The following is a 15,931-nucleotide window of genomic DNA, read 5'->3' as shown; positions in this document are numbered from 1 at the left end:
CTTGTTTATACTCGCTATAAACTAGCGACTATACACCCAAAATGGGAGGATACTCGCTACTCGGTAGCGTATTTTTATCAAATATAGTATTTATTTATAATCCTACAAATCATTAAACTGACTTTTAATTTGTTGAATACTTTTAGTACTCACGTGGGTGTATATTTCAGTGGTTTTACTACTGTTATGTCCCAACAACTCTTGAATATACCTCAATCTGTTCCGCTTGAAGAAAACCCGAAAAAGGAGCAGAAAAAAACGCTGGAAATCCCCTTTTCCAACATTCCATTTTCCGGCGATTAAACACACCAAAAAAAGCCTTTTCTTGCAGAAGTGTTCGAGAACTCTTCGAGTCTTGTTCGAAAAAACGGTACTTTTTTCGAAGCGCTCTCGAAGAAGTGTGCAAGAAAAACTCGAAGAAAAGCCGAAAAAGGAGCAGAAAAAAAACGTTGGAAATCCTCTTTCGCAACATTCCAATTTGCAGCGATTAAAACCCACAAAAAAAGCCTTTTCTTGCAGAAGTGTTCGAAAGCTGTTCGACTCTTGTTCGGAAAATCGGTACTTTTTTCGAAGCGCTTTCGAAGAAGTGTGAAAGAAAACTCGAAAAAAACCCGAAAAAGGAGCAGAAAAAAAACGCTGGAAATCCTCGTTTCCAACATTCCAATTTTCGGCGATTAAAACCCATCAAAAAAAGCCTTTTCTTGCAGAACTGTTCGAGAAGTGTTCGACTCTTGTTCGGAAAAACGGTACTTTTTTCGAAGCGCTCTCGAAGAAACCTGCAACAAGAGTCGAACAAAACCCAAAAAAGGAGCAGAAAAAAAACGCTGGAAATCCTCTTTTCCCACATTCCATTTTTCGGTGATTAAAACACAGAAAAAAAAGCCTTTTCTTTCAGAAGTGTTCGAGAAGTGTTCGAGTCTTGTTCGGAAAAACGGTACTTTTTTCGAAGCGCTCTCGAAGAAACCTGCAACGAGAGCCAAAGAAACCCACAATAATTTTTGCAGACAATCTCATTTTTATATCTTTACAAAAACACTTGAAAATCGGCAAAAAATTGCTGAAAGTGGAGACGCAGCCCCTCAAAAACTTATTAAAACATAAAAATGACAAGCACCGCACAAAGACAGGAATTACAAGCTAAAATATGGAAAATTGCCAACGAGGTCCGAGGCTCGGTGGACGGATGGGATTTTAAACAGTTTGTGCTGGGAACGCTTTTCTACCGCTTCATTAGCGAAAACTTTACCGATTACCTCGAAGGCGGCGATGAAAATATCAACTATGCCCAGTTAGCCGATGAGCTGATATCCCCCGAAATAAAACACGACGCCATCAAATCCAAAGGCTACTTCATCTATCCCAGTCAGCTGTTCGTGAATGTCGCCAAAACGGCTCACACCAACCGCAATCTCAACACCGACCTAAAAGCTATTTTCGATGCCATAGAAAGTTCGGCCAATGGTTATGAATCCGAACCGGATATCAAAGGACTGTTTGCCGACTTCGACACCACCAGCTCCCGACTCGGCAATACCGTAGAAGCCAAGAACGCCCGTTTAGCAGCCGTTTTGAAAGGCGTAGAAGCGCTCAATTTCGGCAATTTTGAAGACCATCAAATCGACCTTTTTGGCGATGCCTACGAATTTTTGATTTCCAATTATGCCGCCAATGCCGGGAAATCGGGCGGTGAGTTTTTCACGCCGCAGCACGTCTCCAAGCTCATTGCCCAGTTGGCGATGCACCGGCAGACTGCCGTCAACAAGGTTTATGACCCGGCTTGTGGTTCGGGTTCGCTGCTGTTGCAAGCCAAAAAACATTTCGATCATCACATTATCGAAGAAGGCTTCTATGGGCAGGAAGTGAACCACACCACCTACAACCTAGCGCGTATGAATATGTTTTTGCACAACGTGAACTACGACAAGTTCCACATTGCGCTGGGCGATACACTCATAAACCCGCAATTTGGCGACGAAAAACCTTTTGATGCCATTGTGTCCAATCCGCCTTATTCCATCAATTGGATCGGGAACGATGATCCCACCCTCATCAACGACGATCGTTTTGCCCCGGCCGGTGTGCTGGCGCCCAAGTCGAGAGCCGATTTTGCCTTTGTGCTGCACGCCCTCAGCTACCTCTCGGGCAAAGGCAGAGCCGCCATTGTGTGCTTCCCGGGTATTTTTTACCGCGGCGGTGCCGAGCAGAAGATCAGGAAATATCTGGTGGATAACAATTTTGTAGAGACCATCATCTCCATGGCGCCCAATCTGTTTTTTGGCGCTTCCATAGCCGTTAACATTCTGGTGCTGTCTAAACACAAAACCGACAATACCATTCAGTTCATCGATGCCAGTGGCGAAGATTTCTATAAAAAAGCCACCAACAACAATGTGCTGACCGATGAACATATCGAAAAAATAATGACAATTTTCGATAGCAAAGAAGCGGTGGCGCATATTGCCCAATCGGTGGACAAAGAGCAAGTTGCCGCCAACGATTACAACCTTTCGGTAAGTTCCTATGTGGCTGCCAAAGACCACCGGGAGCAGGTGGATATAGCAGCGCTGAATGCAGAGATTGCCGAAACGGTAGCGAAGATCAACCAATTGCGCGGAGAGATAGACCAAATCATTAAAGAAATGGAAATATGAGCAAGCTCGATCAATTATTGCAAGGCGTGGAAGTGGAATGGAAAACGCTGGGGGAGGTGATGAAGGTTTTACGTGGTAAAAGATTAACTAGAGATATGTTGTCACCCGAAGAAAAATACGCTGTTTTTCATGGTGGTTTGGAACCGTTAGGATTTTATTCAAGATATAATAGACCTGCGCACACGGTTATGATTATTAATGTTGGGGCTTCAGCTGGAACCGTAGGATATAGTGATGTTAAATTTTGGTCTTCTGATGGATGTTTTTGTCTTGAACATTCAGAAGCACTTAATGATAAGTTTCTTTATTATTTTTTAATAGGTAAACAACATTTCTTAAAATCAAGAGTTAGGGTTGCAGGCATACCAACATTAGATAATTTCGTTGTTGAACGCCTCCAAATCCCCATCCCGCCGCTGCCCGTTCAGCAAGAGATCGTTCGTATTCTCGACCGTTTTACGGAGCTTACAGCGGAACTTACAGCGGAGCTTACAGCGCGTAAAAAACAGTATGGCTTTTACCGCGAGCAGTTGCTGAGCTTTGAAGACGGCGTAGTGGAGTGGAAGATGTTGGGGGAGGTTGGGGAATTAGTTAGAGGTAATGGATTACCTAAAGCAGACTTTACGGAAAGTGGAATTCCCGCAATTCATTATGGTCAGATTTACACCTATTACAAAACTTTTACGAAAGAAACTAAATCGTTCGTCTCCCCTGAAACTGCAAAAAAGTTACGTAAAGTAAATTATGGTGATGTAGTAATTACAAATACAAGTGAAAACTTAGAAGATGTTGGGAAGGCGGTAGTTTATTTAGGTAAAGAACAAGCTGTTACGGGTGGACATGCTACTATTTTTAAACCCTCGAAACTTATTGAAGGTAAATTCTTTGCATATTTTACTCAAACAGAGACATTTGCAAATCAAAAAAGAAAATATGCAAAAGGAACAAAGGTCATTGATGTTTCCACTACAGATATGGCTAAAATTAAAATTCCTATTCCTTCACCAGAAGAACAAGCCCGCATTGTTTCGATTCTCGACAAATTCGATACCCTCACCACCTCCATCAGTGAAGGCCTGCCCAAAGAAATCGAGCAGCGTAAAAAACAGTATGAATATTACCGCGAGCAGTTGCTGACGTTTCCCTTGTCTGCGGGAAATAAAGATTACACCAAAAATCATCAAAATTCAAATCATTCTAAAAATCATAATTCGGACCAATGAGTATCTACAAACCCATCGCAGAATCCAACAACTTTATTGTTTTAGATCAATACACCAAATATTCAATGGTGAATGAAGCGCCTGCAGGTTATCAAACAGAAGCTGATTTAGAGCGTGAGTTGATGCAAGATTTAGTCCTTCAAGGGTATGAACATCCGGCAAACCTCAATACGCCGGAAGCCCTGTTGGCAAATGCAAGGGTGCAACTGCAAGCGCTGAACCAAGTGGTATTTTCGGAGAGCGAATGGCGCCGTTTTGTAGAAGAGTATTTGGACAAGCCCAGCGATAACCTGGTGGAGAAAACCCGAAAAATTCAAGATAATTATATTCACGATTTCGTTTTTGATGACGGGCATATCCGGAATATTTATTTGGTAGACAAGCAGGATGTGGCCCGCAACAAAGTGCAGGTGATCCGGCAATTTGAACAAATGGGAACGCAAGCCAATCGGTATGATGTTACCATTCTGGTGAATGGATTGCCATTGGTGCAGGTAGAACTGAAAAAACGCGGCGTGGCGATCCGCGAAGCATTCAATCAGGTTCACCGATATTCCAAAGAAAGCTTCAATACCACCAACTCGCTTTACAAGTACATTCAGATTTTTGTCATTACCAACGGTACAGATACGCGCTATTTTGCCAACACCGTGGAGCGCAACAAAAACAGCTTCGATTTTACGATGAACTGGGCCAAGGCAGACAATGCACCGATTAAAGATCTGAAAGATTTTACCGCTACCTTTTTTCAGAAAAAAACGCTTTTGGAGGTGTTGCTGAAGTATTCCGTTTTTGATACCGGCGATACCTTGCTCATTATGAGGCCGTATCAAATTGCCGCTACCGAAAGAATGTTGTGGAAGATAGAAAGTTCGTATCGCGCCAAAAAATGGTCCACCGCAGAGGGCGGCGGCTACATTTGGCACACCACCGGCTCGGGCAAGACGCTCACCAGTTTCAAAGCCGCCCGACTGGCCACGCAGATGGATTTCATAGATAAAGTCTTCTTTGTGGTAGATCGTAAAGATTTGGATTTTCAAACGATGAAGGAATACCAGCGGTTCTCGCCCGATAGCGTGAACGGCTCCGACAGTACCGCCGGTCTGAAAAGGAATATTGAAAAACCCGACAACAAAATCATAGTCACCACCATCCAAAAGCTGAATAACCTGATGAAAACGGAGGGCGACCTGGCCATTTACCAAAAGCAAGTGGTTTTTATTTTTGATGAGTGTCACCGTTCGCAGTTTGGAGAAGCGCAAAAAAACTTGAAAAAGAAATTTAAAAAATACTACCAATTTGGGTTTACCGGCACGCCCATCTTTCCCGAAAATGCGTTGGGAGCCGAAACTACGGCCAGCGTGTTTGGTAGGGAACTGCACGCATACGTGATCACCGATGCCATCAGAGACGAAAAAGTATTGAAATTCAAAGTAGATTACAACGATGTGCGGCCGCAGTTTAAAAGCCTGGAAACAGAAATCGACGAGAAAAAGCTGAGTGCTGCCGAAAACAAAACCGCATTGCTCCACCCGGCCCGAATAAAGGAAATTTCGCAATACATCTTGCAGAATTTCAAGTTGAAAACCCATAGAAACCAAGGCAGCAACAAGGGCTTCAACGCGATGTTTGCCGTGAGCAGTGTAGATGCCGCCAAATGCTATTACGAGGAACTGAACCGTCTGCAAAAAGGGAGCGACAGCCCGCTGAAAATTGCGACCATCTTCTCCTTTGCAGCCAATGAAGAGCAAGACGCCATCGGCGATATTGCAGACGAGACTTTTGAACCTTCGGCAATGGATCTTAGCGCCAAAGAATTTTTGACGAAGGCCATCCTTGATTATAACGCGATGTTCAAAACCAGCTATGGGGTAGATAGCGATGCGTTTCAGAATTACTATCGCGACCTTGCCAAGCGCGTAAAGAGTAAAGAAGTGGATTTGATCATTGTAGTCGGGATGTTTCTCACGGGTTTTGATGCGCCTACGCTCAATACCCTGTTTGTGGACAAGAATCTGCGTTACCACGGTTTGATCCAAGCCTTTTCCCGCACCAACCGTATTTATGATGCTACGAAGACTTTTGGCAATATAGTGACATTCCGGGATTTGGAGAAAGACACCATAGATGCCATTACGCTTTTCGGCGATAGCAACACCAAAAATGTGGTGCTGGAAAAGAGCTACAAAGAATATTTGGAAGGGTTTACCGATATCTTGACCGGGGAGGCACGCCGGGGTTACAAGGAAGTGGTGCGCGAGTTAAATGAAAAGTTCCCGAACCCGGATGCCATCGTAAAAGAGAAAGACAAAAAGGAATTTGCAAAACTATTCGGCGAGTATTTGCGCATCGAAAACATCCTGCAGAATTACGATGAATTTAGCCACCTGAAAGCCTTTCAAGCCATCGACCCCAATGATGCTGCCGCTGTGGAAGCATTTAAAAAAACGCATTTTGTGACCGATGAGGATATTGCGACGATGCAAAACATACAGTTGCTGGAAGAACGGACCATTCAGGATTACAAATCCACCTACAACGATATAAGAGATTGGCTGCGCCGGCAAAAAAGCGGGCAAGAACCGGAACAATCTACCATTGATTGGGATGATGTGGTGTTTGAAGTGGACTTGCTGAAATCACAAGAGATCAACCTGGATTACATTCTGGAATTGATCTTCGATCACAACAAAAAGACGAAGGACAAAGCCGCACTCATCGAAGAAATCCGCAGGGTGATCCGTGCCAGCGTGGGAAACAGAGCAAAGGAAAGTTTGGTAGTGGATTTTATCAACGAAACCGAATTAGACGCCATAGAGGATAAAGCAAGCATTATCGATTCCTTTTTTGTGTATGCTCAGAGCAAGCAAAAAGCGGAGGCTTTAGAATTAATTGCGGAAGAACATCTCAATGCAGAAGAGGCGAGGCGCTACATCGCCACTTCTCTGAAACGCGAATATGCCAGCGAAAACGGAACCGAACTCAATGCGCTGCTGCCCAAAATGAGTCCTTTGAACCCGCAATATCTGACTAAGAAGCAGAGCGTTTTCCAGAAAATAGCAGCGTTTGTAGAGAAGTTTAAAGGGGTGGGGGGTGCCATTTAGTGAGTACGGACGGCCGATATTGACCATCGGAAATGATGTGGAGGAAGCCATTTAATAAAGCAAGCTTTTTTTAGATGAATTTTTCCATCCTGCTTGGTTTTCGTAGTTCACAAAGTAGATCTTCAGATCCGCCTGATTGGCGTATTCTACAAAATATACCTTCTTGTTTGCTTGGTTGGAATAGCTCGTAAAAAACCACTTGCCATCATTGCCGCCCGCTTGGTTTTGATATTTTACTTTGTAAACTTTCAAGTCTGCTTGATTTTCGTATGGGACAACAAATACTTTAATGTCTGCCTGATTTGCGTATTCAACCGAATATATTTTTTGCGCATTTGCAAAAACAGTGGTCATCAAAATGCCGGTTGAGATTAATATCTTTTTCATTTTTTCAGTTAATTTTTGATCCTTTCTGATTAATTTTCGAAATTCCGATTTCTTTTTAGCACCTCCAGCTTTTCTTTTCCTGCGAGGTACCGTGCTAATTCTAAAAACTCGAGCAGTCCCAAGTTGATCTTCGTAAGGGTAAATATAAGGAAAATTCTCAGAATAATATCATTCGTAAAGAAACGCCTTGAGATTGCAAATCAAGGTTCTATGAACAAGTTTTTTCATTCCCCGCATGTCTGTAAAAAGCGCAAATTGCAAAAGCCGCCTGTCGGAATTCTGCTTTTCATTATTAATTTTAATTCACATAAGTATTTTGTAGTCCATTATTTAGTAATTTTAAGCAGGTTTAATTTCAAATAAAAAAACGCTATGATTTTTTGCGAAGACCTTCAGAAAAATTTGGACGTTTGCGTGGCTTCCAAAATGGGGAAAACCGACAATCTGATGAGGTGGTACAACTCTATTGGCAGCGCCAACCTGCATGAACGGGAGGAATATCAGAAGAAAACAGAACTCCTGCTGCTCAGCACCCTATTCGCGCATTTCCCCGATATCGAGATCGAAAATCTCACCGGCGAGAGTCCCGATTTCATTATCAATTATCAAGGCAAACGCATCGGGGTAGAAGTTTCGGAAATCATCAACCATTTCGAACTCAAGAAAAAGGAGAGCTATATCAACCATATCTTCCGCACCGTGGAGGCATTGCTGTCCGATTACAAAAGCCTCTATGGCATCTATCACCTCGATATCGACTATTTTCAGGACGATTTTTACCAGCAACCCGAGCAGCTCATTAAAGAAATCTCATCGGCCATCACCAATCACAAGAATACCAAATTCATCAAACATATCCGAAGAACGCCCCATCACAAGGGCGTTCTTTTGTTTTTGGAGTACCGCTTTTCGCTCTTCGATGAGCTGCATTCTGCGAAGATCCGCCAGGTGATAGAAAAGAAGAACAGCAAGTACCGGCTCTACCACTGCAAAGCCAAAGAATGCTGGCTGGTGCTGGTCTCCAATATGTACAACATCGCCTCGCGCTATACCTACATCCACGCCAAGGAGGAGCTGAAGAACATCAGCAGCCCTTTCTCCAAAATCCTGCACATCGAGAATCTGCACAGCCAGCTGATGGTGATCAAATGATTTGAAAAAACGGCGCCAACTTCATCGAGATTTGCGACTTTGCGAATCTTGCTCATCCGGCATCCCATTTATTTCGACAGCGGCGGGCTTTAGCCCGATGCGAGGCGTCGCCCGGAGGCAAGACCAATGGACCCCAATATTAAATCTTTGATAATATTGTAATGAGCGGCATCATGTGATTTCTGATATTATTATATTTGTGTCCTATAAATCAACATAGACAATTTTTTTCAAATGAAAACATATTTATTCTCAAAATTATCATTTTTAATAGATAAACTTTTCAGATCCCTAGTTCTAAGTCTGATGTTCTTGCTCTTGGGTGTTCAGGGGTTTGGACAATCAACTTATACTCTCATAACGAGTACCAGCGATTTGGTTGCTGGCAGCAAATATTTGGTAGTTAGTACTAATGTAGCGGGTAATAGTCAAGCATTAGGCTATCAAAATACTAATAATAGACCTAAAGCAGACGTGACAGTAGTCAATACTTCAGGGATAATAACTGTGACAACAACTCCCGCGACAGATAACACTGATACAACACATGCTTATGAACTTACTCTAGGAGGTTCACCAGATTCTTGGACGCTTTATGATTCACTTAATAATGGGTATTTATATGCAGCTAGTAATAGTGCTAATTATCTAAGAACAAAATCAACAACTTCCACATGGACTATCGCTTTTAGTAACGGTGCAGCGGTTTTAACCAGTAACGAACAGGTGTCACGCAATATTTTACGATATAATAATGTTAGGGGTCTTTTCTCCTGCTACAGTACTGGTCAAGCTTCGGTGTATCTATATAAGTTAAACCCTTCCGGCAAAACCGTCACCTTCAAAGGCAATGGTGCAACCGGCGGCGGCACGGGCGGCACGGGCGGCGATTATACTCAGACGGCCTCTGCGCCCACTGCTCTTATAGCCAACACCTTTACCAGAACAGGCTACACCTTCTCCAAATGGAACACGCAGGCTGATGGCAGCGGCACAGATTATGCCAACGGGGCTACTTATCCTTTCTCCGCAGATGCAACCCTATACGCCCAATGGGCAGCACCAAATGATACAACTTCTCAGGTCAATGGTCCTGTTTTGGCTTCTCAGCCGGCAGCTGCTAATATTTCTTCTTTGGCAACTACCACTGCAGCAGCTGTGAAAGTTTTTGATTTTAATGTGGTAGATGCAGGAACTGCAGACGGATTGCCGACCAATGTGACTCAGATCACGGTAAAACCGGGAAGTAATAATACCGCAGCCTGGTCATCCACTATTGGAGGTGTTCGTTTGTATGACGGAGCTTCTGAGATTACACCAACATCTACAAATATCACAGATGCTGGGATTGTTCTTACATTTTCAACACCAATAGCAGTAGCTAATAATTCAACAAAAACTTTATCTTTATATACCTATCTCAAGAGCAGTGGTCTTGTGGATAAGGGTGTTTTGGAATTTAATATCCCAACGGCTTCGCATGGTTTTGTGGCCAACGCTTCCGGAAGTACTTTTGCCGGCACATTTACAAGCGCCACCACCTCCAACCAATTCACTGTAAGCGTGGTAGCCAGCCAATTGCGTTTTACCACGCAACCTTCCGCTACTGCCTGCCCTACTACCAATCTCGCAACACCGCCGGCAGTAACTGCTACAGATGCCAATGGGAATAAGGATCTGGACTTTGCATCGCAAGTGACTGTGTCGAACAGTGGAAGTCTTGGAATGCTTAATTATGCGGTAAATGCGACAAGCGGCATCGCTACATTCACAAATTTGCAGTTTACTGCTCTGGGCAGTGCTACGCTTACCGCCGGCGCCACCGGACTCACTTCTTCTTCTGCAAGCAGTAGCATCACCATAAGTGTTCCTACCGTGTCAGGAGCTGCAGCCACCAATGGCAATGCGCAATCGTCGGTAAGCTGGGCAAACCCTAGCAGTTGCTATGACGAAATCATGATCGTGGCAAAACAGGGGAGCGCAGCGGGTACCATTCCGTCTGGAGATGGCAGTGCCTATACGGCCAGTCTGGTGTTTGGTGGCGGAACCGCTTTTGACGGAGGTTATGTGGTTTACAAGGGTACATCTTCTCCACAGACTATAAGTAATCTGGCAAATGGATCGACTTATCATTTTACCTATTTCACAAGAAAAGGAAGTCTTTGGAGCTCTGGGGTATCTACGAGTGCTACGCCGTCCTTTTCAACTTCTGCTACAGATTATTTCAGGAGCAAATCTTCAGGAAATTGGGCGAGTGCCGGCAGTTGGGAATCATCTTCGGACAATACCAATTGGATAACGGCGACCAGCGCACCAACTTCCGCTGCAAACACCATTACCATCAGAAGTGGACATACCATTACAGTAGATTCCACCGTAACAATCGACCAGGTTGTCATTGCCGGTGGAGGACAAATGGTGGTAAACTCGACTACTGCTGTTTTAAATATTAATGATGGAACAGGTCATGATATTGATGTTCAAAGTGGTGGGGTGTTACAAGTTAAAGAAGGGAAATCTTATGCAAGTACTATTGTTTTTGTGGACAGTTCATCTATGAACGTCAGTGGAAAAATATTAGTAGGAGACGGAAGCAACGTATCGGGATTTTCCGGCTATGGAAATTTTGGATATGCAGCTGCTTCGCAGATAATCTGGAACGACGCTGCAGTTCTGGAATGGAATACCACGGGAAGTGCGCCGGAAACATCCGGAATAACATATTTTCCGGGAGCGTCTATCGGCACTATTCCGGTGTTTAAAATTACAGCAATTGCGGGTGGTAATATTGGTGGTGGATCACCTACAATCATTAATGGTCTGCTGCAGCTCAATGGAGTGAACATAATGTGGCAAGGCGATGGTAAAAAAACGTTTAGAAATGGCGTGACTGCAGTAGGAACTGCGTCGATGGCTATAAGCGGCGGAACGGGTTCATGGCAAATTGGAGATGACAGCCTATCTGGAAATGCCGAAATAGGCGGGTCTGGAGGAAGTTTAACTCTAGGTAACACCAATGGCTTGTCGGTGACTGCCGGCTGCCTTGCAACATTGACCAGTAATGTGACCTTGTCATCTGGAACGCTCACCAACAGAGGCACCATTGATTTTGGAACTAATGTGCTCAGCGGTTCTGGGGGCTTTACACAGGCTGCGGATGCCACCATCATTACAGCCAATACCGGGGGAGTGCCGGGATCTGTGGCGGTAACAACTAAAACCTTTTCTGCAGAAGGTGCCAACTATACTTTTAATGGTGCAACTACAACGCCTTTCATAACTGTAACTGGTGCCTCTACAACTTTTGCAACTGTGAATGTGAATGCGAATGTTACTAATAATATCAGTACTACTTCCACAACTGTTAAAACGGCTCTTAATATTAATAATGGTGGAACTTTCGTAGCCAGCAACGATTTGAATCTTAGCAACGCAGACGGCGCCTTGAACATCGCAGCAGGCGGAACTTATGACAATGGCGGAGAAAAGATTGTGACATCTTCCGGCGGCACGCCCACAATTGCCATCAATGGCACCTTCATCACCAGAGACAAAGAGGGCTTTACCGGTCCTAACACAGCAATCCCGGGCATCACACCCACTTTGGGAGATAATTCTACGGTGGTTTACGGTTTAAGCGGCGATCAGGCCGTTACAGATTTTGCCTATAAGAACCTCCGCTTCAGCGGTAGCGGCACCAAAACAACTGGCACGATAACTTCTATTACCGGAACCGTCACCATCAATCCTGGTGTTACAGTAGATGCCGGAAATAGAACCTTTGGCGGAACCGATACCAATCTCATCATCAACGGAAACGGCATTTTCAAAACAGGAGGCAGTGGCACAAAACCCGACGCAGGCGGCACCTACACACTGGCCAACACCTCTACCATAGAGTTTGGAGAAAGTGCTGTAACTAATATCCGGGTGGAACCCACCTATGGCAACATCAATGTCACGGGAAGCAATGTCAACTTATCCGGGCCGACTACCTCGTTAACCTTGCAAACCGGCTCCGCCTTCACTGTGAAAAGTGGTGGCACTTTCCATGTGAAGAACGTCGATGGTTTGTCGGGCTCCGCAACGACGGCCATCAACAACACCAACAGTCCATCCGTGGTCTTGGAGCAGGGTAGTACAATCAATTACGATGGCACCGATCAGATAGTGACCACCGCGCCGGTCTACTCTAGACTGGCTGTTTCTACCGCAGGCCTTAAAACCGCGAACGCCGCTCTTACCGTTAATAATAACTTGGATATTACTGCCGGAACTTTGGCATTGAAAGCTTCTGCCGGAAATAATCTTAATATTGGCGGTGTGATGACCATCGCCAGCGGAGCAACGTTTGACAACAATGGAGAGAATCAGGTTGTGGGTGCAGGATCTATCGTCAACAATGGTACTTTTATTACAAGAGACGCACAGGGCTTCTCCGGAACAGATGCGGCGATACCGGCCATCACAAATATAACTTTGGGCGACGGTTCTACAGTTCATTATGCACTGGCAGGTAATCAGGCTGTTTCAACAAGAACAGACTATAAGAATCTTCTCTTTACCGGAAACGGAACCAAAACCGTAGCTGGCAACATCACCCCGATTGCCGGAACCGTCACCATCGACGGTGCCAATACCATCGTGGATGTTAAGACCAACACCTTTGGTAGCGAGGCCACCAACCTTACTATGACAGCCGGATCCTTGATCCTCGGAGGCGCAGGTTTGAAACCCGATATGGGAGGAACCTATTCCTTGGCTGCCGGCAGCACCATAGAGTACACTGGTGCGCCTACGCAGATCCGAACGACGCCGCTATACGCCAAGGTGGTGGTTTCCGGCTCCAATGTGGTGGGCGGGACGACAGATACGGACGGATTGTCTTTTGGACCAAACGGGGTTTTCACAGTGAAGAGCGGTGCAAAATTTAATGTGAACAATACCGACGGATTCAGCGGTGGCTCCATCTCGGCCATTCAAAATACAAATAATCCAATCATTATTTTGGAGCCGGGATCTACGATAGATTATACGGGGACAGACCAAACTATTTCCAACTTTATCCCCTACGAGAATCTTAAAATTTCGACTGCGGGAACCAAATCGCAACAGGCAAGCCTCACGGTCAATAACCTGACGACGGTGAGTGCAGGTACATTGAAAATATTGAAAACAATAGAATCGGCAAATGCCAATGTCTTGTACGCCCACAAAGGGATTCAAAATACAGGAGGCTCGGTTGTTTTTGAAAACAATGCGCAACTGATGCAAGATGCAGACGCCGTCAATACGGGCAACATCCAGTCGCAAAGAGATGTCGTGCAAATCAATAACGATCTCGCGACGCAGATGGACTACGTCTACTGGAGTTCGCCGGTAGCCGGCCAGGCCACCACGGGTAGCGCCGGATTCTCGCCGGGTACTCCTGCCAACCGATTCTTTGAATATAGAGAATACAACGATTCGTTTGTCGGAACTGCGGACCCTACTTTCAAAGTTGGTAAAGGCTATGCAGTGCGGGCAGAATCTGGCCTTAGTAATCCCTATGATAAGACCTACAGCTTTACAGGACTTCCGAACAACGGCGCCCAGCAGTTTGCCAACTTGAAATATACCGACGCCTCACACGGCTACAACCTGGTAGGCAATCCTTATCCTTCGAATATCAATTTCGATTTGCTCTTCGGTCTCAACAGCACCAAGATCTATTCGACCGCGTTTTTCTGGACCAACAACAGCTATACCGCTTTTCAGGCCGGATCCGACTACGACGGGAATAATTACGCGGTGTACAACGGAAGCGGTGGTTCGCCCGCTACTTATAATCCTTCCAACCCATACAATGGTTCTATGGTACCCAATGGCATCATCAAAGTTGGGCAGGCCTTCATTGTGCAGGCCAAAAGCGACGGTAAGGATTTGCCTTTAGATTTTGACAACAGCATACGGGTGACTGCTGGGGGTGGCTTCTTCCAAAAATCGGATACGATCAAAAACCGCTTCTGGCTAGAGATGGCGGCGCCTAATAATCTGGTCAACACCATCTTAGTCGGCTACATCCCCGGCGCTACCAATAATTATGAAGTCGATTATGATGCCGAATTGTTTGTGGTGGGTTCAGATTCATTCTATTCTATCTTGGGCGCCAAAAAGTTGGCCATCCAAGGCAGGGCGCATACCTTCGGTACTTCCGATGTGGTGCCGTTGGGGAATGTCTATGCTGCCAATGGCAATTATACGATAGGGCTGAAAAATCCGGAAGGTATTTTCAGCAGTGGTCAAACCGTCTATCTCAAAGATAAGTTGCTCAACAAGATCGTGAACCTGACCAATGGTTCTTATAGCTTCCAAGCGGTAAAAGGTACGGACAATACGCGCTTCGAAATCGTTTATAAAGATGATTTGGTCTTGGGAACAAATGGTGCCACAAAATCGGATTTTGTGGTGTACAGAGATGGGGCATATTTTGTCATCCAATCGGCTCACACCTTAGGCAAAGTAGAGCTCTACGACGCATCGGGCAGAATGGTGCTCACGACTTTTTCGAAAGATAAAACTACCCGAATAGATGCTTCGGTCTTGGCCAATGGGGTTTATATCATCAAAGCAGAAAACTCCGGCAAGCTGCGGACGAGGAAGATTATAAAATAAATCGAGCGGTAGCCGAAAAGAGTAGCTGATAGCCCGTCATAAAACCCTACCGGAGTTCTGAACTCCGGTAGGGTTTTTTTTGGTTTGTCTGTAGGATGGTGAGGCTATTTCAAAAAAAAAGAGGATCCAAAAGATTCGTGACATGTACTTTCTATGAACCAAAAATATTATAAGTTGTTTAGAAAGCGACTCGACGGACTTTATATAAATTTGAAACTGCCAAAGCAATATGGTGGATAGTACTAATTCTGATAACAAACGTTTTTTTTGTATTTTGAATGGAAAGCGCCATTCGAAAGGTGTTGAAAGGTAAAATTGATGAGACTACAAGCGGTTATATTTTCTAAGTTTCGACAGCAAAAATCGATGATTTGTCTGACTTACTCACGAAAAATGGAGTATTAAATTGGATAATTGTGTTATTTAATTGAGTAATATCGTTTAAAAATATATTGATAATCCTTTGTATATGATGGCTTTTCGAAAAAAAGGCGCTTTATTTTAAAAAATGTTGTAGTCATTGATATTTATATATATATTTATCTAATTGTTATTATTTAGTTTACAATCCATTAATATAGACAAAAAATGAAATATTTTTATTCTTTCCTATTCTTCTTGATAGGGATGGGAAGTATAGCCGCACATGTAATCTCACCCACTTTAGGCACACTCAAAAGTAGAGTTTTTTGTTAATAATTTATTGTTGTTGTTGTAAAAATTTTGTTGGAATGTGGGAAACTCGTTGGCTTTGGCTTGG

Annotated in this window: 6 protein-coding genes and 1 pseudogene; 5 read left to right on the top strand and 2 right to left on the bottom strand. The window is 44.3% G+C overall.

Going from position 1 to position 15,931, the window contains the following annotated elements; all coding sequences use genetic code 11:
* Window positions 1-102 precede the first annotated feature (102 nt).
* Window positions 103-216 (bottom strand): annotated as a pseudogene (locus DTW91_RS12910) (integrase); the annotation flags it as partial.
* Between the two features lie 887 nt (window positions 217-1,103).
* On the opposite strand from DTW91_RS12910, the gene DTW91_RS12225 reads away from it, so the two are divergent.
* Genes DTW91_RS12225 through DTW91_RS12215 form a run of 3 tightly spaced genes read left to right on the top strand, consistent with a single transcriptional unit; the run spans window position 1,104 to window position 6,978 of the window.
* Complete coding sequence (locus DTW91_RS12225) at window positions 1,104-2,651, top strand: type I restriction-modification system subunit M (protein WP_125203646.1); 1,548 nt, start codon at window positions 1,104-1,106, stop codon at window positions 2,649-2,651.
* A complete protein-coding gene (locus DTW91_RS12220; RefSeq protein ID WP_125203645.1) occupies window positions 2,648-3,874 on the top strand; it encodes a restriction endonuclease subunit S in 1,227 nt (408 codons plus the stop codon). Before DTW91_RS12225 ends, DTW91_RS12220 begins: the two co-directional genes overlap by 4 nt.
* Complete coding sequence (locus tag DTW91_RS12215; protein WP_125203644.1) at window positions 3,871-6,978, top strand: type I restriction endonuclease subunit R; 3,108 nt, start codon at window positions 3,871-3,873, stop codon at window positions 6,976-6,978. Before DTW91_RS12220 ends, DTW91_RS12215 begins: the two co-directional genes overlap by 4 nt.
* A gap of 51 nt (window positions 6,979-7,029) precedes the next feature.
* On the opposite strand, the gene DTW91_RS12210 is transcribed toward DTW91_RS12215, so the two are convergent.
* Complete coding sequence (locus DTW91_RS12210; RefSeq protein WP_125203643.1) at window positions 7,030-7,365, bottom strand: DUF6150 family protein; 336 nt, start codon at window positions 7,363-7,365, stop codon at window positions 7,030-7,032.
* 372 nt (window positions 7,366-7,737) lie between these two features.
* Between DTW91_RS12210 and DTW91_RS12205 the strand changes: the two genes are divergently transcribed.
* Both DTW91_RS12205 and DTW91_RS12200 read left to right on the top strand, forming a co-directional pair.
* Window positions 7,738-8,517 carry a hypothetical protein gene (locus DTW91_RS12205; protein ID WP_125203642.1) on the top strand — a complete coding sequence of 260 codons (780 nt, stop codon included), beginning with the start codon at window positions 7,738-7,740 and terminating at the stop codon, window positions 8,515-8,517.
* A 234-nt stretch (window positions 8,518-8,751) separates the two neighbouring features.
* Window positions 8,752-15,171 carry a T9SS type A sorting domain-containing protein gene (locus DTW91_RS12200; RefSeq protein WP_125203641.1) on the top strand — a complete coding sequence of 2,140 codons (6,420 nt, stop codon included), beginning with the start codon at window positions 8,752-8,754 and terminating at the stop codon, window positions 15,169-15,171.
* Window positions 15,172-15,931: the final 760 nt, after the last annotated feature.

The sequence above is a fragment of the Chryseobacterium sp. SC28 genome, from assembly GCF_003932955.1.
In the GTDB taxonomy this organism is placed as follows: domain Bacteria; phylum Bacteroidota; class Bacteroidia; order Flavobacteriales; family Weeksellaceae; genus Epilithonimonas.
This window is presented reverse-complemented; position numbering and strand designations above follow the sequence as displayed.

What these genes read in the sequence shown, in the direction of transcription:
- DTW91_RS12210 (WP_125203643.1), bottom strand. Translation starts at nt 7,365, where the DNA reads ATGAAAAAGATATTAATCTCAACCGGCATTTTGATGACCACTGTTTTT.
- DTW91_RS12200 (WP_125203641.1), top strand. Translation starts at nt 8,752, where the DNA reads ATGAAAACATATTTATTCTCAAAATTATCATTTTTAATAGATAAACTT.
- DTW91_RS12215 (WP_125203644.1), top strand. Translation starts at nt 3,871, where the DNA reads ATGAGTATCTACAAACCCATCGCAGAATCCAACAACTTTATTGTTTTA.
- DTW91_RS12205 (WP_125203642.1), top strand. Translation starts at nt 7,738, where the DNA reads ATGATTTTTTGCGAAGACCTTCAGAAAAATTTGGACGTTTGCGTGGCT.
- DTW91_RS12225 (WP_125203646.1), top strand. Translation starts at nt 1,104, where the DNA reads ATGACAAGCACCGCACAAAGACAGGAATTACAAGCTAAAATATGGAAA.
- DTW91_RS12220 (WP_125203645.1), top strand. Translation starts at nt 2,648, where the DNA reads ATGAGCAAGCTCGATCAATTATTGCAAGGCGTGGAAGTGGAATGGAAA.